General features: G+C 67.5%; 22 protein-coding genes. 17 read left to right on the top strand and 5 right to left on the bottom strand.

Annotation, left to right across the window (positions count from 1 at the left end):
* Positions 1 to 4 precede the first annotated feature (4 nt).
* On the top strand, positions 5 to 1,441 hold the full coding sequence (locus tag ACLJPD_RS07145) for a DHA2 family efflux MFS transporter permease subunit (protein WP_410870944.1): 1,437 nt from the start codon (positions 5 to 7) through the stop codon (positions 1,439 to 1,441).
* Positions 1,442 to 1,453: 12 nt separating this feature from the next.
* Here ACLJPD_RS07145 and ACLJPD_RS07140 read toward each other — a convergent pair whose 3' ends face one another.
* Both ACLJPD_RS07140 and ACLJPD_RS07135 read right to left on the bottom strand, forming a co-directional pair.
* Positions 1,454 to 1,870, bottom strand: coding sequence for an MscL family protein (locus tag ACLJPD_RS07140; RefSeq protein ID WP_410870943.1), 417 nt, complete (start codon positions 1,868 to 1,870; stop codon positions 1,454 to 1,456).
* A 182-nt stretch (positions 1,871 to 2,052) separates the two neighbouring features.
* Complete coding sequence (locus tag ACLJPD_RS07135; protein WP_410870941.1) at positions 2,053 to 2,787, bottom strand: SDR family NAD(P)-dependent oxidoreductase; 735 nt, start codon at positions 2,785 to 2,787, stop codon at positions 2,053 to 2,055.
* A 79-nt stretch (positions 2,788 to 2,866) separates the two neighbouring features.
* On the opposite strand from ACLJPD_RS07135, the gene ACLJPD_RS07130 reads away from it, so the two are divergent.
* From ACLJPD_RS07130 to ACLJPD_RS07115, 4 genes are all read left to right on the top strand, one after another.
* Positions 2,867 to 3,685 (top strand): alpha/beta fold hydrolase, encoded by an 819-nt coding sequence (locus ACLJPD_RS07130; protein WP_410870940.1) that lies wholly within the window; start codon positions 2,867 to 2,869, stop codon positions 3,683 to 3,685.
* Between the two features lie 358 nt (positions 3,686 to 4,043).
* Entirely contained in the window at positions 4,044 to 5,033 is a 990-nt protein-coding gene (locus ACLJPD_RS07125; RefSeq protein ID WP_410870939.1) for an alpha/beta hydrolase, read from the top strand.
* A 139-nt stretch (positions 5,034 to 5,172) separates the two neighbouring features.
* Positions 5,173 to 6,531, top strand: coding sequence for a D-inositol-3-phosphate glycosyltransferase (mshA, locus tag ACLJPD_RS07120; protein WP_410871953.1), 1,359 nt, complete (start codon positions 5,173 to 5,175; stop codon positions 6,529 to 6,531).
* Entirely contained in the window at positions 6,528 to 7,022 is a 495-nt protein-coding gene (locus ACLJPD_RS07115; RefSeq protein WP_410870938.1) for a YbjN domain-containing protein, read from the top strand. The genes mshA and ACLJPD_RS07115 overlap by 4 nt, the downstream gene beginning before the upstream one ends.
* Before the next feature lie 53 nt (positions 7,023 to 7,075).
* Here the strand turns inward: ACLJPD_RS07115 and ACLJPD_RS07110 are convergent, their stop codons facing one another.
* Complete coding sequence (locus ACLJPD_RS07110; RefSeq protein WP_410870936.1) at positions 7,076 to 8,251, bottom strand: lipase family protein; 1,176 nt, start codon at positions 8,249 to 8,251, stop codon at positions 7,076 to 7,078.
* A gap of 187 nt (positions 8,252 to 8,438) precedes the next feature.
* Between ACLJPD_RS07110 and ACLJPD_RS07105 the strand changes: the two genes are divergently transcribed.
* From ACLJPD_RS07105 to ACLJPD_RS07085, 5 genes are all read left to right on the top strand, one after another.
* A complete protein-coding gene (locus ACLJPD_RS07105; protein WP_410870935.1) occupies positions 8,439 to 9,326 on the top strand; it encodes an ROK family protein in 888 nt (295 codons plus the stop codon).
* A gap of 93 nt (positions 9,327 to 9,419) precedes the next feature.
* Entirely contained in the window at positions 9,420 to 9,596 is a 177-nt protein-coding gene (locus ACLJPD_RS07100) for a hypothetical protein (protein WP_170112119.1), read from the top strand.
* Between the two features lie 27 nt (positions 9,597 to 9,623).
* Positions 9,624 to 10,361 carry a phosphoglyceromutase gene (locus ACLJPD_RS07095; protein ID WP_410870934.1) on the top strand — a complete coding sequence of 246 codons (738 nt, stop codon included), beginning with the start codon at positions 9,624 to 9,626 and terminating at the stop codon, positions 10,359 to 10,361.
* A 461-nt stretch (positions 10,362 to 10,822) separates the two neighbouring features.
* Positions 10,823 to 12,061 (top strand): sensor histidine kinase, encoded by a 1,239-nt coding sequence (locus tag ACLJPD_RS07090; protein WP_410870932.1) that lies wholly within the window; start codon positions 10,823 to 10,825, stop codon positions 12,059 to 12,061.
* Entirely contained in the window at positions 12,058 to 12,747 is a 690-nt protein-coding gene (locus ACLJPD_RS07085; RefSeq protein ID WP_056814516.1) for a response regulator transcription factor, read from the top strand. Before ACLJPD_RS07090 ends, ACLJPD_RS07085 begins: the two co-directional genes overlap by 4 nt.
* A gap of 88 nt (positions 12,748 to 12,835) precedes the next feature.
* Here ACLJPD_RS07085 and ACLJPD_RS07080 read toward each other — a convergent pair whose 3' ends face one another.
* Entirely contained in the window at positions 12,836 to 13,165 is a 330-nt protein-coding gene (locus tag ACLJPD_RS07080; protein WP_410870931.1) for a hypothetical protein, read from the bottom strand.
* Positions 13,166 to 13,235: 70 nt separating this feature from the next.
* Positions 13,236 to 14,060, bottom strand: a complete 825-nt coding sequence (locus tag ACLJPD_RS07075; protein ID WP_410871952.1) for a hypothetical protein — start codon at positions 14,058 to 14,060, stop codon at positions 13,236 to 13,238.
* 119 nt (positions 14,061 to 14,179) lie between these two features.
* On the opposite strand from ACLJPD_RS07075, the gene ACLJPD_RS07070 reads away from it, so the two are divergent.
* The 7 genes from ACLJPD_RS07070 (at position 14,180) to ACLJPD_RS07040 (ending at position 20,910) form a co-directional block, all read left to right on the top strand.
* The gene (locus ACLJPD_RS07070; protein ID WP_410870930.1) at positions 14,180 to 15,166 is read left to right on the top strand and encodes a hypothetical protein; all 987 of its coding nucleotides are present in this window, start codon (positions 14,180 to 14,182) and stop codon (positions 15,164 to 15,166) included.
* Positions 15,167 to 15,269: 103 nt separating this feature from the next.
* Positions 15,270 to 17,459, top strand: coding sequence for a hypothetical protein (locus ACLJPD_RS07065; protein ID WP_410870929.1), 2,190 nt, complete (start codon positions 15,270 to 15,272; stop codon positions 17,457 to 17,459).
* Between the two features lie 16 nt (positions 17,460 to 17,475).
* The gene (locus tag ACLJPD_RS07060; RefSeq protein WP_410870928.1) at positions 17,476 to 18,360 is read left to right on the top strand and encodes a sugar phosphate isomerase/epimerase family protein; all 885 of its coding nucleotides are present in this window, start codon (positions 17,476 to 17,478) and stop codon (positions 18,358 to 18,360) included.
* A gap of 120 nt (positions 18,361 to 18,480) precedes the next feature.
* Positions 18,481 to 19,347 carry a thioesterase family protein gene (locus tag ACLJPD_RS07055; RefSeq protein WP_410870926.1) on the top strand — a complete coding sequence of 289 codons (867 nt, stop codon included), beginning with the start codon at positions 18,481 to 18,483 and terminating at the stop codon, positions 19,345 to 19,347.
* A gap of 28 nt (positions 19,348 to 19,375) precedes the next feature.
* Positions 19,376 to 20,194, top strand: coding sequence for a pyrroline-5-carboxylate reductase (proC, locus tag ACLJPD_RS07050; protein ID WP_410870925.1), 819 nt, complete (start codon positions 19,376 to 19,378; stop codon positions 20,192 to 20,194).
* A gap of 144 nt (positions 20,195 to 20,338) precedes the next feature.
* Positions 20,339 to 20,620 (top strand): helix-turn-helix domain-containing protein, encoded by a 282-nt coding sequence (locus ACLJPD_RS07045; RefSeq protein ID WP_378902047.1) that lies wholly within the window; start codon positions 20,339 to 20,341, stop codon positions 20,618 to 20,620.
* Positions 20,621 to 20,808: 188 nt separating this feature from the next.
* Positions 20,809 to 20,910 carry a 30S ribosomal protein bS22 gene (locus tag ACLJPD_RS07040; protein WP_003402602.1) on the top strand — a complete coding sequence of 34 codons (102 nt, stop codon included), beginning with the start codon at positions 20,809 to 20,811 and terminating at the stop codon, positions 20,908 to 20,910.
* Positions 20,911 to 21,063 lie beyond the last annotated feature (153 nt).

Genomic DNA, 21,063 nt, shown 5'->3' with positions numbered 1-21,063 from the left:
GGCCATGACAACCATCACGGACTCGGTCACCACCCGCAATCCGATGCGCATCGCCCTGGTGTTGGTGCTCGGCATGATCATGGCGACGCTCGATCAAACCATCGTGAACGTGGCCATCAACAAGCTGTCGATGGAGTTCGATGCGGGTCTGAGCACGATCCAATGGGTCGCCACCGGGTACTCGCTCGCCCTCGGCGCGGTGGTGCCGACATCGGCGTGGCTCGTCGGCCGGTTCGGTGCCAAGCGGCTGTATCTGATTGCGATCACCGCGTTCGTGATCGGCTCGGTGCTGGCCGGGCTGTCGTGGAACATCGAGTCACTCATCGCTTTTCGGCTGATTCAAGGCGCCGGTGGCGGGCTGCTGATGCCCGTCGGCATGACGATCCTGCTGCGCGCGGCCGGACCGGATCGGCTGGGGCAGTTGATGAGCACGCTCGGGTTGGCGATTCTGGTCGGGCCGCTGCTGGGTCCGGTGATCGGCGGTTATCTCATCGACGAGGTGTCGTGGCGGTGGATGTTCTTCATCAATCTGCCACTGGGTGCGCTGGTGCTGGTGCTGGCGGCCAGGGTGGTGCCCGACGACGCGCCGGAACCGCCGCGCGCGCTCGATGTGCGGGGACTACTGCTGATGTCGCCGGGGCTGGCACTGGTGATCTACGGCGTGACCGCGGCGGGCGAGAGCGCCGGGTTCGCCACGCCCGCGGTGCTCGTGCCACTGCTGGTGGGAGCCGGGCTGATCGCCGCGTTCGTGCGGCATTCGCTGACCACACCGGTCCCGCTGCTGGATCTGCGCGTGCTCGGCAACCGGACGACCGGAACCGCCGCGGTGCTACTCGGAGTGTTCGCCGGTGGCTACTTCGGTTCGATGCTGTTGCTGCCGTTGTACTTCCAGGTGGTGCGCGGCGAATCAGCATTGATGGCGGGAGCTTTGGGCATCCCGTTCGCGTTGGCATCGGGTGCGACGATGCAGGTGGCGGGCAGGTTGATCGATCGGATTCCGCCCGGCCGGTACCTGCCCGCGTCGATCACCGTGGCGCTCACCGGTTTCGTGCTGTTCGTGGTCCAGCTCGACGCGGACGCGCCGTACTGGGCGCTCTGCCTCACGATGGTGCTGATGGGGGCCGGCGGTGGCGCAACGATGATGCCGGTGATGACCACGGCGACCAGATCGTTGAGCCGCGCGCAGCAGCCTGTCGGGTCGACGGTGCTGAACATGATCAGCACCACGTCGATGGCGATCGGCACCGCGGTGGCATCGGTGACGCTGGGTGCGCTACTTCCGGTGACGGGTGGGCTCCAGGCGCTGCACGCCATGACATCGGCTCAGCGGGCTGAACTCGCGCCCGCCTTGGCCGAGGCGTTCGCGCACACCTATCTGATCGCGCCCACGATGATCGCGCTGTCTCTGATTCCAGCGTTCTTGCTGCCGCGGCGACGGTGAAACCGGGCCGGGCTACGCCTCGACGGAGGCGCTCGCGCGCTCCTTGCTCAGCTCGACGGTCTGGTCGGTGGTGAGCCCCTGCTGCTTGGCCAGCAGGTCGCGGATCTCGATGAGCAGCTCGGTCTCGGTGGGCTCGGCGTCCTTGGTGGTGCCGAACTTGTTCTTCAGCGACTTCATCGGCAGCAGCAGCACGAAGTACAGGACGATGGCGACCATGAAGAAGTCGATGAACGCGGTGATGATCGGGCCGAGCGCGATGAACGTCGCCGGCTTGCCCGCGACCAACTGGACACCCAGACCCAGTTCATTGGTCGAGCCGAACACCGCGAGCAGCGGATTGATCAGCCCCTTGCTGAACGAGGTGACCACCGCGGTGAACGCGGTACCCATGACGACAGCGACCGCGAGGTCGATGACGTTCCCGCGCATCAGGAAATCTTTGAATCCAGTGAAAACGGACTTGATACCGAGCATCGGTCTTCTACTCCTAGGACTGGCTGACGGCAAGCGGCCATGCTAACGGCGGGCTTCGAGGTATGGCGAATTCTCAGCAACCAGGGTGGCGAGCTTCACGTTTAGCGCCAGCAGTGTCCCAGCGCTGGGGGAAGTGCTCAGGTGCGGCGGGCGAAGGAGCCGGGGCCTGCCTGGTCACGGGGTTTGACGACGATGGTGTCGAGGTTGACGTGGGGAGGGCGGCTGGCGACGAAGCCTACGATCTCGGCGATGTCCTGGGCGTAGAGGGGGTCGATGCCCTCGTAGACCTTGGCGGCGCGGTCGGCGTCGCCGTCGAAGCGGACCAGGGAGAACTCGGTTTCCACGGCGCCGGGGGCGATCTCGGTGAGGCGGACCGGCTGGCCGAGGAGTTCGCCGCGCAGGGTGCGGTGGGCAACAGCCTGCGCGTGCTTGGCGGAGGTATAGCCGGAGCCGTTGTCGTAGGTGTGCATGGCGGCGACGGAGGTGATGGTGACGATCAGGCCGTCGCCGGAGGCGATCAGTTTGGGCAGGAGTGCCTTGGTGACGCGCAGGGTGCCGAGCACGTTGGTCTCCCACATCCAGCGCCAGTCGTCGAGGTCGGCGTCGATGACCGGGGCCAGGCCTTTCGCGCCGCCCGCGTTGTTGATCAGCACGTCGACGTGGTCGATCGCGTCGGTGAACGCGCGCACCGATTCCTCGGAGGTGACGTCGAGTTCGATCGCGGTGCCGCCGATCTCTTCGGCGAGGCGCTGCACTCGATCGAAACGGCGGGCACCCACATAGACGTGATAACCCTGCTTGGCCAGTTCCCGGGCGGTGGCTTCACCGATCCCCGAGCTGGCTCCGGTGACGACAGCGGTGCGGATGCTCATGTTCGCGGATCTTATTCGCCCTGGATCCACGGCCGCCATGGCTCCGATCACGGTGAGTTGGTGAGGTTAGCCTGTCGGTATGGCTATCCGTGATGCAGTCAGTGCCGATGGAACGACGATCGTCTACCGGGTGAGTGGTGCCGGTAGGCCGTTGGTGCTGTTGCACGGGTGGGCGGGGAATCTGCGCTGCTGGGGTGCGGCCGCCGATGAGCTGGCGGAGCGGTATCGGGTGATCGCGGTCGATCTGCGCGGCCACGGCTACTCCGACGATCCGGGCGCCGGTTATGACGATCCCAAGGCGTGGGCGGGCGATGTGGCCGCGGTGCTGGCCGCCGAGGGCATCGATGCCGGGGCGGTGCTGCTCGGCTGGTCCTATGGCGGGATCGTCGCCACCGACTACCTCGCCACCTACGGCACCTCGGCGGTCGCCGGTGTCGTCTACTGCGGTGCGCCCGCCCATATCGGCCGTGATGTGCCCGGTGCGGCTCCCGGACCGTCGATGGCGAAGGCGATTCCGGGCGTGTTCGACGAGGCCGCCGGACGGGCGGTCCGGGCGTTCGCGGTGTTCGGCAATGCCAATACCGGGCCGGGCGAGGACAAGGGCGTCGATGCGCAGCGGCTGTTCGGCGGCAGTCTCGCGACCCCGCCGTCGGTGCGCAAGGCGCTGTTCTACCGCACGATCGACAACACCGAAACCCTGCGCGCCCTTGATGTTCCGGTCCTGGTGCTGCACGGCACCGATGATCCGGTGGTCCCGCCGGCCAACGGTCAGTACATCCTCGACAACGCCCCTGACGCCCGTGGTTCCTTCTGGGAGGGGGCTCAACACGGGCTGTTCATCGAAGATCGCCCGCGCTTCGTTGCCGAGGTCAGCGCGTTTGTCGACGCGCTGGCGTGAGGTCGGCAAGTCCGGTGACCTCGCCGTTTCGGGTCAGGCGAATATTTTCGCAAGTTCGTTGCGTCACTTTTTCGCAATTCATGGCATCGCCTAGGGTGGTCCAGTAGGTCCACAGCTGCCCATTAGGGCGGGTATGGTCGGAGTATCCGTGCAGGTACAGTCATCGGTGTGATCAGTGCGCTGTGCTGACGTGATCAGTCTGTGATTGTCTCCGCGCACCAGATTCAGCCAGGGAAACAGTATTCCGGATAATCTTCTGGGAATCGTCACAGACTTCCGGCGAATTCGTCTGTAGCGTTCAGGAATGTCGTTGAATCGTAGATTCCAGAGGATTCGGCGTCGAGAACGGAGTTCGATGATGTTCGGTCGGGCAGTGGGCGCACGGGTCGCGTTGGCCGTGTTGGGTGTGGTGGCCGGAGTAGTCGTCGGGGTGCCCGCGGGGGCCGATCCCGGCCAGGCGCGGATCGAGGATCAGCGGGTCGAGCCGGATCGCACCATCGATGTGGGCGTGTACTCGCCGGCGATGGATATCGTCACGCGGGTGCGGGTGTTGCGGGCCGCGGATCCAAAAGCGCCCGCGCCGACGCTGTATCTGCTCAACGGGGTCGGCGGCGGCAGCGACGGCAACTGGCTCGACCGCACCGACGTCGTCGAGTTCTTCAAGGACAAACAAGTCAATGTGGTGATCCCGTTCGGCGGGGCAGGCAGCTATTTCGCCGACTGGCGCACCGACGATCCGGTGCTCGGCAAGCAGCGGTGGACCACGTTCCTCACCAAAGAACTACCGCCCGTGATCGACGCGGAGTTCGACGGCACCGGCGCCAATGCCATTGCGGGACTGTCGATGGCGGGCACCTCGGTGTTCCAGCTCGCGCTCGCCGACCCGGGACTGTACCGGGCGATCGGGTCATACAGCGGATGCGTGCGCACGAGTGATCCACGTGGACAAGCGATCGTGCGGACCGTGGTGGGCAGCAGGCTCGGCAACGCGGCCAATATGTGGGGCCCACCCACCGACCCCGAGTGGTCGGCCAACGACCCCTACCTGCACGCGGAATCGTTGCGCGGCACCGACGTCTACATCTCCTCCGGCACCGGCGTTCCCGGCCCGTACGACAACATCTTCGCCCAGGGCGACCCGGTGCAGATGAGCATGCAGTTGCTGTTCGGCGCCGGGCTCGAAGCCGTCACGAATCTGTGCACCCAGCAGCTGCGCGATCGACTGCAAACGCTCGGCATCCCCGCGACGGTGGACATGCGCCCCAACGGCACCCACTCGTGGGGCTACTGGGAGCAGGACATGCACAAATCGTGGCCGGTGTTCGAGGCGGCGCTGCACCGAGCGTGACGGCCGAAATCCGCTCGCGCTCCGCCGTCGAATCGGGCAGGCTCGACCGCGACGAGTACGTGAACTCACACGCGTTCGCGCTGTGACAGCCGTCACCGAACCCGGTAGGGGCAACGGTGGCGGCGTCGCGGCGTGCACACTGGAGGGTGTGAGTCAGCGTCGTCCCGATCTTTTGCCCCATCGCATCGCGGTGCTCTCGGTGCACACCTCGCCGCTGGCGCAGCCCGGCACCGGGGACGCGGGCGGGATGAACGTCTACGTGCTGCAAACCGCGCTCGAGCTGGCCAAACGGGGCACCGAGGTGGAGATCTTCACCCGGGCGACCTCCTCGGAACTGCCGCCGGTCGCCGAAGCCGGACCCGGCGTGATCGTGCGCCACGTGGTCGCGGGCCCGTTCGAGGGACTCGACAAGCACGAGTTGCCCACCCAGCTGTGTCCGTTCACCGCCGAGGTACTGCGCCAGGAGGCACGGCACCTGCCCGGCCACTACGACCTCGTGCACTCGCACTACTGGCTCTCCGGCCAGGTCGGCTGGCTCGCGCGCGACCGCTGGCGGGTGCCGCTGGTGCACACCGCGCACACTCTCGCCGCGGTGAAGAACGCCGCGCTGGCCGAGGGCGATACCCCCGAACCCGAGACCAGGGTGATCGGCGAGAAGCAGGTGATCGCCGAGGCCGACCGGCTCGTGGCCAATACCGATGACGAGGCCCACCAGCTCGTCGACCTCTACGGCGCCTCGCCCGACCGCATCGACGTGGTGCCGCCCGGTGCCGACCTGACCCGCTACCGGCCCGGTGACAAGCTCGCCGCGCGTGCCGAACTCGGGCTGCGCGCCGACGAGCAGATCGTCGCGTTCATCGGTCGGATCCAGCCGCTCAAGGCTCCCGATGTGCTGGTACGCGCCGCGGCCGAGCTGATCGGTCGCGACCCGAACCGCAAGCTGCGCGTGCTGATCGTCGGCGGACCGTCCGGTACCGGACTGGCCAGGCCCGACGCGCTGATCGAACTGGCCGCCGACCTCGGCATCGCCGAGCGGGTCACCTTCCTGCCGCCGCAACCGGCCGACAAGCTCGTCCAGGTGTATCGCGCGGCCGACGTGGTCGCGGTGCCCAGCTACAACGAATCCTTCGGTCTGGTCGCCATCGAGGCACAGGCCAGCGGTACGCCCGTGCTCGCCGCCGACGTCGGCGGTCTCGGCACCGCGGTCCGCAACGGCGAGTCCGGCCTGCTCGTGCCGGGGCACCGCACCCCCGACTGGGCCGACGCGCTGGCCGCCCTGCTCGACGACCCCGACCAGCTGACCCGGATGGGCGCCACCGCGGTGGCGCACGCGAGCATGTTCTCCTGGGCGCACACCGCCGACGGTCTGCTCGACAGCTACGCTGCCGCGATGGCCGGATTCCGCACCGAACGCGGTCCGATCGCCCTGCACGCGGGCGAGACCAGGCAGGTCAGATCGCGGGCGCTGCTGCGGCGCCGGACAGGAGTGCGCAGGTGAGTGCCGTTTCGCAGGTTATCGACGACACGCTGCGTGATCGCGAGATCGAATACACCCGCCACGGGGACGACACGTTCATCGTCGTGCTGCCGGGTGAGCGCAAGCTGAAGACCACGGTGATGCTGACCGTCGGCAAGCACGGTGTCCGCATCGAATCGTTCGTCTGCCGCAAGCCCGACGAGAACTTCGAAGGCGTCTACAAATACCTGTTGCGGCGCAATCGCCGCCTCTACTGTGTGGCCTACACCCTCGACAACGTCGGCGACATCTACCTCGTCGGCCGGATGTCGGCCGAATCGGTCACCGCCGACGAACTCGACCGCATCTTCGGGCAGACCCTCGAAGCCGTCGACAACGATTTCAACATCCTGCTCGAGCTCGGCTTCGCCGAATCCATTCGCAAGGAATGGAAGTGGCGCGTCTCGCGCGGGGAGTCACTGAAGAACCTGCGCGCCTTCGAGCACATCATCGATGAGGCCGACAAGGTCTGAGAAACAAGCGATGCCGGACAGGAGAGTTCCTGTCCGGCATCGTTGTTCTCAGCTCAGCAGTTGGTCGGGACCGGTTCGTTGCGGAAGCGGGACTCGACGTAGTTCCACGCGTCCGGGAAGCCCGCCGCGGCAGCGGTCAGGTGCTCGGAGATCTCGACGGTGGTGAACTGCACCTGCGCACCCGCACCACACCAGTGGGCGACGGACTCGGCGACCGGACCGTACGGGGTCAGGGTGTCGTACTTGCCCTGCCAGATGTAGGTGGGTGCGGTCGGGGTGCCCTGGAAGTGCACGAGGCTGTTCTCGCGCAGCACGCCACGAGCGACCTGGCTGCCGAGCAGTTCCTTGGACGCGGCCATCTGATCGGCGTTGCGCATGGCGCCGTGGAACAGCAGGAAGCGTCGGCACGCGTCCTTGGTGAAATCACGGAACCACAGGCCGTTTTCGTTGAGCTGGTCCGACACCGGCACCTGCTCGGGGTATTCGCGCTCGATGCCCATCGCGGCGGCGAAGGCCAGGCCGAAGCCGGGGTGCGGCGCGAAACCGAGTGCGTCGGCCATCATTTCGAGGTCGGCGGGGATGCCGCCGGACACCACGGCCGAGAGCTTCAGCTCCGGCGCGTAGGTGGGCTGCAGCGCACCGGCCCATGCGGTGGCCATGCCGCCACCGGAGTAGCCGGCGATCGCGACCGGCGAGTTGCCGACGCCGAGTTCGGCGACCTTCTGCACGGCCCGCACGCTGTCGAGGGTGACCATGCCGCTGAGCTTGGCCGCACCGTAGGCCACCGTCGGGCCGAGGTAATCGGGCACCGAGATCGCCCAGCCGCGCGCCAACGGCAGCATGGCGCCGGGCGCGTCCTGCAGCTCGCCGTTGAACAGCGACTGCGACGGGTTGCAGCGGGTACCGATGGAGTTGATCAGCGCCTGGTATGACACCAGCGGCGGGTTCTTCACGCCGACCGGCATGAGCACGGTGGTGATGCCCATGATCGCGTTGCCCGCCGAATTGGTGGAGCGGAACGCGACCTGATGGCCTTCGGTGCCCGGGTACATCCAGGTGTCGATGTGGCGGGTCCGCACGACGTCACCGGGTGCCAGCGCGGCGATGTCGGCCGGTGCGGTGAAGAACGGATCCGGATCTGGCGTCGGATACAGCGGGTTAGCACCCGCGGGTGCGGCGAACAACCCCACAGAGAGCAGACTCAATACCAATACAGCGATTCTCGACACAGCTTTCCTTCATCAACAGTAGTGCTGCCCAACTAGAACGACCCGACCCGTGTCGAAGTATCTAACGAAAACCCGTGATTTGTACCGACCAGTAGTCAAAGTGTCGTGTGCCACATGTTGTGATCGGTCACACCGGGGCCGAACGGGCACGCTCGAGTGCTGGTAGGCGGGGTAGGCAGGAGTGGTGATGGCGGTGCTCGCGCTCGATATCGGGGCGACGAAATTGGCTGCGGGACTTGTGGATCGGCACTACGGGCTGCACGGGGTGCGTCGAGTGGCCGCTGCCGTCGACGATCCGTGGGCGGCCTGCCGTGAATTGCTGCTCGTTGTGGCAGGCGACAACCAGGTGAGCGCGGTCGGGATCGGGTCGGCGGGGCCGGTCGACGTGCCCGCCGGGGTGATCAAGCCGTTGAATCTGGTGGCGTGGCGCGACGGGTTCGCGATCGTCGACCAGGTGCGGGCACTGTTTCCGGATGCGGTGGTGCGGCTGGCCATCGACGGTGCGTGTCTGGTGCTGGCCGAACATCGGGTGGGTGGGTTGCGCGGAGTGGACAACGGGCTGGCGTTGACGGTGTCGTCGGGGGTCGGTGGGGGAATCATCGCCGACGGGCGAGTCGTGGTGGGGCGCACGGGGAATGCCGGTCATCTCGGGCACCTGGTGGTGCCCGGCGATGACACCGCCTGTTCCTGTGGGGGATTCGGCTGTGTGGAGGCGGTGGCGAGCGGGCTGTCGTCGGTGCGATGGGCGCGGGCGCGTGGCTGGGCGGGGGACAGTGGTGTGGAGCTCGCCTCGGCCGCGAACGGGGGTGACCCGATCGCGTTGGCGGCGATGGAACGTGCGGGAACCGCTTTGGGGCAGGGGATCGCGTCGGCCGCCGCGCTGTTGGATGTGGATCGGGTGGTGATCGGCGGGGGATTCGCGCATTCGGGGGAGCCGCTGTGGGGGCCGTTGCGTGCCGCGGTTGCCAGGCATTCGCGGCTCGATTTCATTCGGGAATTGTCGGTGGAGCTGTCGACCCTGAGTGAGGGTGCGACGCTGGTCGGAGCTGGGGTGCTCGCGGTAGAAGCTGGGTGAATCGGCGGTCGGCGCCGTGGGTTGCGGAAAGACTCCCCATGGTGTTCGGCGCGTTCGGGCGGGCGCGGCGTTGCCCGGCGTAGCCTCGACGAGGTGGCTGCCGACTACGTGCCGGGCGATGTCGTCCATATTCCGGAGGGTCCGTTCCAAGGGGTGTGCGCCGTAGTGCGCGAAGTCGACTCGGTGGCGTCGCGATTACAGGTCGACGCACTGGTCAAAGGTGGGCCCTACGAGATCGTCATCGGCTTCGACGAGGTGGAGTGGGCCTGATCCCGGCGCAATGCCAGAATGGCCCCTATGACCTACACCCTCGTGCTGCTGCGCCACGGCGAGAGCGAATGGAATGCCCTCAACCTGTTCACCGGTTGGGTGGACGTCCAACTCACCGACAAGGGCATCGCCGAGGGTAAGCGGGCCGGTGAGCTGCTCAGAGAAGCAGGCATCCTGCCCGACATCGTCTACACCTCGCTGCTGCGCCGCGCGATCAGCACCGCCGACAACGCGCTCGGCACCGCCGACCGGCTGTGGATCCCGGTCGTGCGCGACTGGCGGCTCAACGAGCGGCACTACGGCGACCTGCAGGGCAAGAACAAGGAGCAGGTCCGCGAGCAGTACGGCCAGGAGCAGTTCATGCTGTGGCGTCGCAGCTACGACACCCCGCCGCCGCCGATCCAGCCCGACAACGCCTACAGCCAGGCCGACGACCCGCGCTACGCCGGCATCGAGGTCCCCGAGACCGAGTGCCTGCTCGATGTCGTCAAGCGGATGGTCCCGTACTGGGAGGACACCATCTCCAAGGACCTGCTGACCGGCAAGACCGTGCTGGTCGCCGCGCACGGCAACTCGCTGCGCGCGCTGGTCAAGCACCTCGACGGCATCTCGGATGAGGACATCTCCGGCCTGAACATCCCCACCGGTATCCCGCTGGTCTACGAACTCGACGAGAACATGCGTCCGGTGAAGGCCGCCGAGTACCTCGACCCGGCGGCTGCCGCGGCCGGCGCTGCCGCTGTCGCCAATCAGGGCGGCAAGTAACTCCGCACGCTTCGGCCCCGCACCGTTCACCGGTGTGGGGCCGTTGTGCTGTCCGGGCGCTGTGACACTCGCGGGGGCTGTCTGACGGAGTCAGCAACGTCACAGCGAACTTGTCGTTGGCGCGGGTGGGATCGGTCAGCAGACGCCGACATCGACGGTGCGGCGGATGGCATGGATGAGGCTGGTACGCAGGCACCGGAATGCGGAATCGCCCCCACGAGTCGACGGCGAACTCACCGAAGTGGCTGGGATCTGCTCGTTCCCATTGATGCGCGCCGCGCATGGGTGGCCCGTAACCGCTCCGCGGTGACCACCGACACACCTCGACTGACACGCCCGGCGGAGGCCTGGGTGCCCGCCGGGTGAACGGCAAGAGAACGCCATGCCAAGTGCCTGTGACCTGCGCGAAACTTCGTCGACCCGGCGACGTTATGTCGGTCCGCACTCGTACGATCAATCTTGTGAGTGTTCCGCAGGCGGTGCTGTTGGCAGTCCTCGCGGCTGTCGTCGGACTGGCAGTCGGGGGCCTGCTGATTCCGTTCGTCAATGCCAGGCAAGCCGCCCGCACCCAGGAAGACACCGGGCTGACGATGTCGCAGGTGCTCGACCTGATCGTGCTCGCGTCCGAGTCCGGCATCGCCGTTGTCGACGAATACCGCGATGTGGTGCTGGTGAATCCGCGCGCCGAGGAACTCGGGCTGGTCCGCAACCGGTTGCTCGACGAGCGCGCCTGGGCCGCCGTGGAGAAGGTCCTCGCGACCGGCGAATCCGCGGAGTACGACCTCACCGCCAAGAACCCGCTACCCGGGCGCGGCCGGATCGCCGTGCGTGGGGTGGCCCGCAAACTCTCCCGCGAGGAAACCAGCTTCGTCGTGCTGTTCGCCGACGACGATTCCGAGCAGGCCCGCATGGAAGCGACGCGGCGCGACTTCGTGGCCAACGTCAGCCATGAACTCAAGACCCCCGTCGGCGCGATGAGCCTGCTGGCCGAGGCCATGCTGGAATCGGCCGACGATCCCGAGGCCGTGCGCCACTTCGGCTCCCGGGTACTCGGCGAATCGCGGCGTCTTGGCAAGATGGTGACCGAGCTGATCGCGCTGTCGCGCTTGCAGGGCGCCGAGAAATTGCCCGACCTGGCCGTGGTCGACGTCGACACGGTGGTGCAGCAGGCGGTCGACCGCTCGCGCACCGCCGCCGAGGCCGCGGGCATCACCGTCAGCACCGACCGGCCCAGCGGGCTGGAAGTGCTCGGCGACGAGACGTTGCTGGTTACCGCACTGTCGAATCTGGTGGAGAATGCGATCGCGTATTCACCACAGAGTTCGCACGTGTCGGTGAGCCGGTCGCTGCGCGGCGATCATGTCGCGATGGCGGTCACCGATCGTGGGATCGGGATCGCCAAGGAAGACCAGGAGCGGGTGTTCGAGCGGTTCTTCCGCTCCGACAAGGCCCGTTCCCGCTCGACCGGCGGCACCGGGCTCGGCCTGGCCATCGTGAAACACGTGGCGGCCAACCACAACGGCGAGATCACCCTGTGGAGCAAACTGGGCACCGGCTCGACGTTCACGCTGCGCATCCCCGCCCATCTGGAAACCGATGGGGACGAGGATGCGGAACCGACGCCGGAACTCACCACAAGAGAAACCACCGTCCCGCGCACTATCGCGGGACGAACGAACGGTGTGGAGGCACGCAGATGACGAGTGTGTTGATCGTCGAAGACGAGGATTCGCTGGCCGAGCCGCTGGCGTTCCTGCTTCGCAAGGAAGGCTTCGACGTCACCGTCGTCGGCGACGGCCCGTCCGCGCTGGCCGAATTCGACCGCTCCGGCGCCGATATCGTGCTGCTGGACCTGATGCTGCCCGGCATGAGCGGCACCGACGTGTGCAAGCAGTTGCGTACGCGCAGCGGCGTGCCGGTGATCATGGTGACGGCGCGCGACAGCGAGATCGACAAAGTCGTCGGGCTGGAACTGGGCGCCGACGACTACGTCACCAAGCCGTACTCGGCGCGCGAGCTGATCGCGCGAATCCGGGCCGTGCTGCGCCGTGGCGCCGGTGACGAGCTGGATTCCGGCAGCGAGAACGGTGTGCTCGAGGCCGGGCCGGTGCGGATGGATGTGGATCGCCACACCGTGCACGTCAACGGTGGCCAGGTCACGTTGCCGCTCAAGGAGTTCGACCTGCTCGAATACCTGCTGCGCAACTCCGGCCGCGTACTCACCCGCGGCCAGCTGATCGACCGGGTCTGGGGCGCTGACTACGTGGGCGACACCAAGACCCTCGACGTCCACGTCAAGCGCCTGCGCTCGAAGATCGAGGCAGACCCGGCCAAGCCGGAACACCTGGTCACCGTACGAGGCCTCGGCTACAAACTCGAAGCCTGACCCCACCCCGATAACGAAAGGATCCCGTCGGCGCACCGACGGGATCCTTTTCGTTCATAGACGAAATGCCTGAGGCAGGCGGGCCTGCTTACAGCACGCTCCAGGCGGTGCCGAGGGGGGTTTCGATCTTCTTCAGGGAGACAACTTCCACGCCGTCGAACTGCTTGCAGTCGTAGATCGGCACGTCGGTGCCGTTGCCGCGGCAGCCGATGGGGGAGGAGGTGCCCACCGTGGAGATGATGATGTACTTGCCGTTCTTGGCGGCGTCGATCGCGGCCGGGTCGTTGTAGTTCACGAAGTCGGCCGTGAAGTCCGCGTACGCGGCCGGATCGCCGTTCGGTTCGGCATTGGCCAGGCCGGTCATGGTGAGGGTCGCGCCGATCGCGAGGGTCGCTGCGTAGATCGCTTTCTTGGACATGAACAGCTATCCAACCCGAGTTCGGTGACGGATGCACGACCTACAGGTGAACCGCATGGTCACGAGGCTTTCACTCCGAGTGATCCGATCTGTGAGATTCGGGGTTCATCCGCTCGGCCTCGACCGTGGCCGGATGCACCGCGACCAGGCTCAGACCCTCGCGACGACGGCAATGCCGGGCGAGTTCGTCGTAGGCGGGCGCACCGAGCAGCTCACGCAGTTCCGGGCCGTAGGACTGCCAGACCGGCTTCGCGCCGACGTGGGCATCGGGGGAGCCGGTGCAATACCAATCCAGATCCAGACCGCCGGGCCCCCAGCCGCGCCGGTCGTATTCGGTGACCACGGTGCGCAGGATCTGCACGCCATCGGGGCGCTCCACCCAGTCCTGGGTCCGCCGGATCGGCAGCTGCCAGCACACGTCCGGCTTCACCTCGAGCGGTTCGATGCCCTTGCGGACCGCCATGATGTGCAGCGCGCAGCCGGGGCCCGCCGCGAAACCGGGGCGGTTGAGGAAGATGCAGGCACCGTCGAAGCGGCGGGTGCGCAGGGCAGGTTCGTCCTCGAGTTCGTCGAGTTCGAGGTAACCCTTCTTGACGACTTTTCCGTTCTCGGTGGCTTCGCCGATGTTCTGCCAGTCACCGGGTGTGAGCATCTTCACAGCACCGTTGAGGCGCTTGCGGTCGTCCTTGTCCGCGAGGAAAGCGCCGTGTGAACAGCAGCCGTCATCGGGGCGTTCGGCGATGATGCCTTGGCAGGCAGGGGTGCCGAACACGCACGTCCAGCGCGACAGCAGCCACGTCAGATCGGCGACGATCTGGTGCTCGTCGTTTGCTGGGTCGGTGAACTCGATCCACTCCCGCGGGAAATCGAGCTCAACTTCCGGGGCCGGATCGATCTTATTACCAGGTCGGAGCCCGGTCTCCGCGGTGCCAACTGCGCCTTCGGTCACAACTCGTGACGCTAACAGTTCAGTCGCCTGGCTTGCGGTACCGGATCACCAAGTACCGTATTCGTGTGCGGCTTGGTGTTCTCGATGTCGGAAGCAATACCGTCCACCTGCTCGTGGTGGACGCGCATCGTGGTGGACACCCGATGCCGATGAGCTCGTCGAAGTCGGCCTTGCGGTTGTCGGAGAGCATGGATTCGATGGGCCGGATCACCGAGGAGGGTGAGGCGCGGCTGATCGCGACGATCCTCGAATTCGCTGATCTGGCACGTAATTCCAAGTGCGTCGAGCTGATGCCGTTCGCCACGTCGGCGCTGCGTGAGGCGACCAATTCCGAGGAAGTGCTCGCGCGAGTGCGGGCCCTGACCGGAGTCGAGCTGCAGGTGCTCTCCGGTGACGACGAGGCCAGGCTCACGTTCCTCGCGGTGCGCCGCTGGTTCGGCTGGAGCGCGGGCCGGATCATCAATCTCGACATCGGCGGCGGCTCGCTCGAGCTGTCCAACGGCGGTGACGAGGAACCCGATGTGGCGCTGTCGCTGCAGCTCGGCGCGGGCAGGCTCACCAGGCAGTGGCTGCGCGACGATCCGCCGGGCAAGCGCAAGATCGCGGTTCTGCGCGACTGGCTCGACGCCGAACTGGTCGTCCCGTCAAGGACGATGATCGATGCGGGTAGGCCCGATCTGGCCGTCGGCACCTCGAAGACATTCCGTTCGCTGGCCCGGCTGACCGGCGCCGCGCCCTCGGCCGCGGGCCCACGAGTGCGCCGTACACTGACCAGCTCCGGTCTGCGCCAGCTGATCGCGTTCATCTCTCGGATGACCGCCTCGGATCGCGCGGAACTGGAAGGCGTGAGTTCGGACCGGTCCCAGCAATTGGTGGCAGGCGCACTGGTCGCGGAGGCGACTATGCGGGCGTTATCGCTCGACAGCATCGAAATCTGCCCATGGGCGCTGCGCGAAGGCCTCATCTTGCGCAAACTGGACGCTGAGCCCAATGGCGGCGGACCGGTCGGTGTGCCGCCGGTGACACCGGTCGCGGAAGTGGAGACAGCATGAGCAGCGGCGGTCAGCGCCCGGAGACGGTAGCTTGCTTGACGGTGTCGAAGGCGGTGGCTCGCGTCAGTTCGCGGGGCAGTAGAGCGTGCCGGAGGGACGCAGTATGAGTGGCGAGGATTCCAAGCAGCTATCGGTGGCCGAGCTGCTGGCGCGTAATGCCGCGCAAGGGGCCGCACCCGCTGCCTCCCGTAGCGGCGGTGGACGACGGCGGCGCAGTGGACGTGGTGTCTCGGTCAACGATCTGACCGGTGAGAACGCCGCGGTGAAGCCGAACTCGCATGCCGCGCCCGCGCCGCCCGCGCCGGAGCCCCCGCCCGCCTACGTCCCCGCGCCGACCTACGCGCCGGAGCCCACGCCGACGTACGAACCACCTGCGAGCTACCAGCCCGCGCCCTACCCGCCGCCCGGTCCGGCTGAGCCCGCGTTCTCGCCGATGTCGGGTCCGATCACCCGATTCGACCCCGACGCGGGGTATTCCGCGCCCGATCCGCTCGGTCTCGCCGAGCCGCGACCGTCGTCCGATCCGTTCGGGCCGTTCCGGGCCGAGGCACGCGACACCGCTTCCCGTGGTGCGCCGGGCCGACTCGGCGTTCCCGGTGGTCCCGCGCAGCCGGTCGATCCCGGTATCGCCGAGATGTTCGGTTCCGGTGCGCTGCCCGCTGTCGGTGGGGGCAGGCGGCATCGGCCGGACGAGCCCGAGGTCGCGCCGTATGCCGAGGCGCCGTCGCCGCCGCCGGTGACCGGTGGGCGGGCCGCGCGCAGGCGGGCCGCCGAAGCCGCGGAAGAAGCCGTGGCGCCCAGCCCGGCGCCGAGCCTTCCGGCGTTCGACGCCCCGCTGTACGCGGCGGGCATCGACGCGCCGCAAGCGTTCATGGGTCGTCCGGGGCAGTCGCGTGGATTGGACGATCTTCCCGAGATCGGTCCCGGTTTCGGCAATCAGCCGGGATCGGGCTTCGGCGAACGGTCCTTCGACACTCGGCCCGCGCCGGGCTTCAACGGGCGACCGGGCGAGTCTTTCGACGGCAGGCCCGCACCAGGCTTCAACGGGCGGCCCGGCGACTCTTTCGACGGGCAGCCCGCCGACGGACGACAGGGCCCCGAGTCCGCGCGAGGGTTCAACGGAGCGGGTCGCAATGGCGCGCCAGGGTTCCCCCCGCCGGGTCGTGGCGATGCCGCGCCAGGGTTCCCCCCGCCGGGTCGTGGCGATGCCGCGCCAGGGTTCCCCGCGCCGGGTCGTGGCGATGCCGCGCCAGGGTTCCCCCCGCCGGGTCGTGGCGATGCCGCGCCAGGGTTCCCCGCGCCGGGTCGTGGGGACGCGGCGGCGGGGTTCAACGGCTATCCGCCGAATCCCGATGCCACGCAGGCCTACAATCTCGCGCCCGGCGTGGATGCCCCACCGGCACGCGGTGCGGATCAGCGTCCGTCGCTGGATCGCAGGCGGGGCGAGCCGAAGTCCGGTGGGCTGCCGTCGTGGTCGGCGCGCAGGCACCGTCCTGACAAGGCCGCGCCCGCGCCGGAGAGCGGTGGTTTCCCGACGGCCGCGTGGTCGCCCGTCAGCCAGGAGCAGCCGCTGGTATCCGGGCAATCGGTGGCAGGCGATCTGCTGCGGCAGCGGGCCGATCGCCGGCCCGACGCCGACGCGCTCACCGAGGTGCACCCGCTCGGCGTCAACCGGACCGATGACGACGAGCCGGACACCGACGACTACGCCGAGTCCGACTACGTCGACCGCGACTACGTCGACAACGACTACTCCGAATCCGAGTACGACGACGCGGGTTTCGACGACGACTACGACGACGATTACGAACCGAAGCCGACCAGGGCCGGCAGGCGCGCGGCGACGAAAGCCGCCGCGTCGAAGCTGACCAGTCGGGCCAGGTCGAAGGTGTCACGCCTGGCCGAGCCGAAGACCGCGAGCCCCGCCGAGGCGCGGGCCGCGAGCCGACTGTCGGGCAATCGGGCGGGTGGGTCGGTGGCGAGCCGGGCCGCACGGGTGTCGAGCATGGCGCGCGGCGGCGACGACAACGATATCCGTCGCCAGTGGATGATCCTGGGCGCGCAGAGCTTGGGTGCGGCGGTCGCCGGAATGTTGCTGTTCAAGGGTTTCGAGACATTGTGGGAGTCGATGGCGTTGGTGGCGCTGGCGCTGGCGACGGTCGTGATCCTCGGTCTGGTGGCGCTGGTTCGCATCCTGCGCCGCACCGACGACATCTTCAGCACGGTGATCGCCGTCGTCGTGGGCGTCTTCGTGACGCTGGGACCGCTAGCCTTTCTCCTCAGTACCAGCTGAATACAGGGAGTGGGCTGTGGGGAACGCACGGGCGAACATCGCGATCGGGCTGTCGACGGCCTCGGTGTATCCGGAGAACACGCAGGCGGCGTTCCGCTATGCCGCCGAATTGGGTTACGACGGTGTGGAATTGATGGTCTGGGCCGAACCGGCCAGCCAGAACATCGCGACCGTGCAGTCCTACGCGAAGCGCTACGGCGTGCCCGTGCTGGCCGTGCACGCGCCGTGTCTGCTGATCTCCCAACGTGTTTGGGGTGCCGACCCGGTAGCCAAGCTGGAACGCAGCGTGCGCACCGCGGAGGCGCTCGGCGCCGACACCGTGGTGGTGCACCCGCCGTTTCGCTGGCAACGCCGCTATGCCAGGGGTTTCGCCGAGCAGGTCGGTGAGCTCGAGGCGCATCATCCGGTGAAAGTGGCCGTGGAGAACATGTTCCCGATGCGCGCGGACACCCTGTTCCGCGACGGTGCGGTGCGCAGGTTGGAACGTCGCGCTGGTCCCGGTCGTGCGGTGAGCGCGTTCAGCCCCTCCTACGATCCGACCGACACCGGCTTCGACCACTACACCCTCGACCTCTCGCACACCGCGACCGCGGGCACCGACGCGCTCGAGCTGGCCCGCCGGATGGGCGAGGGTCTGGTCCACCTGCACCTGGCCGACGGTCGCGGCGCCGCGCACGACGAGCACCTCGTACCCGGCGACGGCACCCAGCCCTGCGCGCAACTGTGTGAACACCTGATACACACCGGTTTTCGCGGTCACGCGGTCGCCGAGATCAACACCCAGAACGCGCGAACCACCGCCGAGCGCTCCGCGCAACTGGCACGCACTCTCGAATTCGCCCGCCGTCACCTCACCGGCGCGACGCCGGATCCCCAGCCCCGCCACGCCGACCTGCCGTGATCGCGCGGCGTGGCACTGTCATCGCACATGGCCGTGACCCGCGGACCAGCGCGGAATAGTTCCGGCCCCCGCGTGCTTGTACGCTGTACGAATTGCTGTGCCCCTCGACCAGGAGTGACGATGACGCGAGAACTCGCGACCGACGCGCCGTTCAGCCAGGTTCTCGACCTGACCGAGCTCACCACCACCGATGCCGAGACCGGCCGCTACGCCGGCGTCATCGACCCCACCTGGACCATCGGGCCCAAGGTGCACGGCGGCACCATGGTCGCGGCCACCGCCGCCGCGGCGACCCGCTGGCTCACCGAGGCCGACGACTCGCTGACCGAGATGGCGCCCATCGCGGCCAGCACCGACTTCCTCGGCGCCCCCGACCCCGGCGAGGTCGAATACGCGGTGCACATCCGCAAGAAGGGCCGCCAGATCTGCCTGGCCGACGTCGACCTGATCCAGCACGGCCGCACCCTCGTCCGCACCGCGTTCACCTTCGGCTACCTCGATTCCGCGCAAACCCGCTGGACCGGCCCCGACACCGACATGCAGGCGGAGCCGAGCGACCAGGCCTTCCAGTACACCCCCGATTCGCCGATGGGCAAGATCGTGCACGTCAGCCAGGGTGCCCACATGGTGATCGACCCCACCTGGGGCGAATTCCTGCGCGGCGAGACCGGCCCGCCCCGGCTGCGCCTGTGGATCCGCCCGTTCGACGGCGACGAAGCCGATCCGCGGGCGCGCGCCGCCTTCGCGATGATGGCCGCCGACATCAGCCCGCCGGTGCCGATGAACCTCGGCCACTTCGGCTGGTCGCCGACGGTCCAGATGACCACCTACCTGCGCCGCGTCCCCGCGCCGGGCTGGCTGCGCGTCATCGCGACCGCCCGCGAGGTCGGTGAGCGGATGTTCGATGAGGACCACCTGGTCATCGATGCCACCGGCGCAGTGGTGGCACAGAGTCGCCAACTGGCCTTGATCCCGGCGGCGCGCTGAGCGGGCCCACCCCACTAACCTTGTGCGCATGACGAGAATTGTGGTGGTCGGTGGCGGTCGGATCGGTGAGGCGCTGGTGGCCGGATTGCTGGAATCCGGCCGGGCGAACAAGGATCTGGTCATCGTCGAGCCCCACGCCCCGCGTGCCGCGCAGCTGGCCGAGCGGTTCAAGGTGAGGGTGAGCGGATCTGTCAGCGAAGCGGTGGTCGGTGCCGACATCGTGGTCATCGCGGTCAAGCCCGGTGTGGTCGACTCGGTGCTCACCGACCTGTCCAAGGCCGACCTCGGCACCGATAGCGATCAAGTGCTGGTCTCGCTGGCCGCCGGGGTTTCCACCGCACGGCTCGAGTCGAAACTACCCGCGGGTTTCCCCGTCGTCCGCGTCATGCCGAACACGCCGATGCTGGTCGGGCAGGGTATGTGCGTGCAGGCGCCCGGCCGCTACGCCAAGCCCGAACAGCTGGAACAGGTCGGCGAGATGCTCGAGGCCGTCGGCAAGGTGGTGACGGTGCCCGAATCGCAGATGGACGCGGTCACCGCGGTGTCGGGTTCGGGGCCCGCGTATTTCTTCCTCGTCGTCGAGGCGATGGTCGACGCCGGTGTCGGACTCGGTCTCACCCGGGAGGTGGCAGGCGAACTGGTCGTGCAGACCATGATCGGATCGGCGGCCATGCTCGACGAAACCGGGCAGAGCCCGGCTGATCTGCGGGCCGCGGTCACCTCACCCGGCGGCACCACCGCCGCGGCACTGCGCGAACTCGAACGTGGTGCGCTGCGCTCGACATTCACCGAAGCGCTACACGCGGCGAAGCGGCGGTCCGCCGAACAGGGCGCAACGAACGAGTGACGATCGGGTACCCGGTTTGAAAACCGATTTCTCACACCCGTCGCAGTAATCCCACTGGTCCCGCTAAGCTCGTAGAAGCACGTGCGTGTCTGTTCCGCTGGTGGGGAAGCCGGCGGCGCGGGCGTGCCGGAGGTCAATGGTGCCATGATGTCTGCGAACAGAATGTCAAGTAATCCATCGGCGTCGGGCGGTGGTTCGGGTTCGCCCGGGCCGCGGGTCGGCGCCACCCCGCAAACGGTGATCGGCGGTGGCACGCAGTTTCTCACCGTCGCCGAAGTCGCCGATCTCATGCGGGTGTCGAAAATGACGGTGTACCGGCTCGTGCACTCGGGTGAACTGCCCGCGGTGCGTGTCGGACGCTCGTTCCGAGTGCACGCGAAGGCGGTGCACGACTACCTGGAGACGTCGTACTTCGACGCCGGATGACATAGTCCGGCCAGGTACAAGGGCGGTTTCGTCACTGCTCGGGTGTCCCGGTAGCATGGACAATCGGTTCGTGTCCGCCTGCCGGTGGCACCGTTCGTGGTGTCCGGTTGCCCCGGCGGCGCGGACGCCAGACGACGCACGTGACCAACGCGTGTGTATGCCGAGTAGAGAGAACGCGAGGAAACCCTATGGGTTCTGTGATCAAGAAGCGCCGCAAGCGTATGTCGAAGAAGAAGCACCGCAAGCTGCTTCGCCGCACGCGTGTTCAGCGTCGCAAACTCGGCAAGTAAGCCTGCGTGCCTGCGATGGGCCCGTCACCTTTCGAAGGTGGCGGGCTCTCGCTGTGAAATACCCCGGTTTGTGAATCTCACTATCCACGATCGGGTCGCCAGTGTTAAAAGCTTGTAGATCGTGACGGCGAGTGGCATGAATGCGGCTACTCT

It is taken from the genome of Nocardia sp. A7 (assembly GCF_046549215.1).
Lineage (GTDB): Bacteria > Actinomycetota > Actinomycetes > Mycobacteriales > Mycobacteriaceae > Nocardia.
This window is presented reverse-complemented; position numbering and strand designations above follow the sequence as displayed.

What these genes read in the sequence shown, in the direction of transcription:
- ACLJPD_RS07145 (WP_410870944.1), top strand. Translation starts at nt 5, where the DNA reads ATGACAACCATCACGGACTCGGTCACCACCCGCAATCCGATGCGCATC.
- ACLJPD_RS07140 (WP_410870943.1), bottom strand. Translation starts at nt 1,870, where the DNA reads ATGCGCGGGAACGTCATCGACCTCGCGGTCGCTGTCGTCATGGGTACC.
- ACLJPD_RS07135 (WP_410870941.1), bottom strand. Translation starts at nt 2,787, where the DNA reads ATGAGCATCCGCACCGCTGTCGTCACCGGAGCCAGCTCGGGGATCGGT.
- ACLJPD_RS07130 (WP_410870940.1), top strand. Translation starts at nt 2,867, where the DNA reads ATGGCTATCCGTGATGCAGTCAGTGCCGATGGAACGACGATCGTCTAC.
- ACLJPD_RS07125 (WP_410870939.1), top strand. Translation starts at nt 4,044, where the DNA reads ATGTTCGGTCGGGCAGTGGGCGCACGGGTCGCGTTGGCCGTGTTGGGT.
- ACLJPD_RS07105 (WP_410870935.1), top strand. Translation starts at nt 8,439, where the DNA reads ATGGCGGTGCTCGCGCTCGATATCGGGGCGACGAAATTGGCTGCGGGA.
- ACLJPD_RS07095 (WP_410870934.1), top strand. Translation starts at nt 9,624, where the DNA reads ATGACCTACACCCTCGTGCTGCTGCGCCACGGCGAGAGCGAATGGAAT.
- ACLJPD_RS07085 (WP_056814516.1), top strand. Translation starts at nt 12,058, where the DNA reads ATGACGAGTGTGTTGATCGTCGAAGACGAGGATTCGCTGGCCGAGCCG.
- ACLJPD_RS07080 (WP_410870931.1), bottom strand. Translation starts at nt 13,165, where the DNA reads ATGTCCAAGAAAGCGATCTACGCAGCGACCCTCGCGATCGGCGCGACC.
- ACLJPD_RS07065 (WP_410870929.1), top strand. Translation starts at nt 15,270, where the DNA reads ATGAGTGGCGAGGATTCCAAGCAGCTATCGGTGGCCGAGCTGCTGGCG.
- ACLJPD_RS07055 (WP_410870926.1), top strand. Translation starts at nt 18,481, where the DNA reads ATGACGCGAGAACTCGCGACCGACGCGCCGTTCAGCCAGGTTCTCGAC.
- proC (WP_410870925.1), top strand. Translation starts at nt 19,376, where the DNA reads ATGACGAGAATTGTGGTGGTCGGTGGCGGTCGGATCGGTGAGGCGCTG.
- ACLJPD_RS07045 (WP_378902047.1), top strand. Translation starts at nt 20,339, where the DNA reads ATGATGTCTGCGAACAGAATGTCAAGTAATCCATCGGCGTCGGGCGGT.
- ACLJPD_RS07040 (WP_003402602.1), top strand. Translation starts at nt 20,809, where the DNA reads ATGGGTTCTGTGATCAAGAAGCGCCGCAAGCGTATGTCGAAGAAGAAG.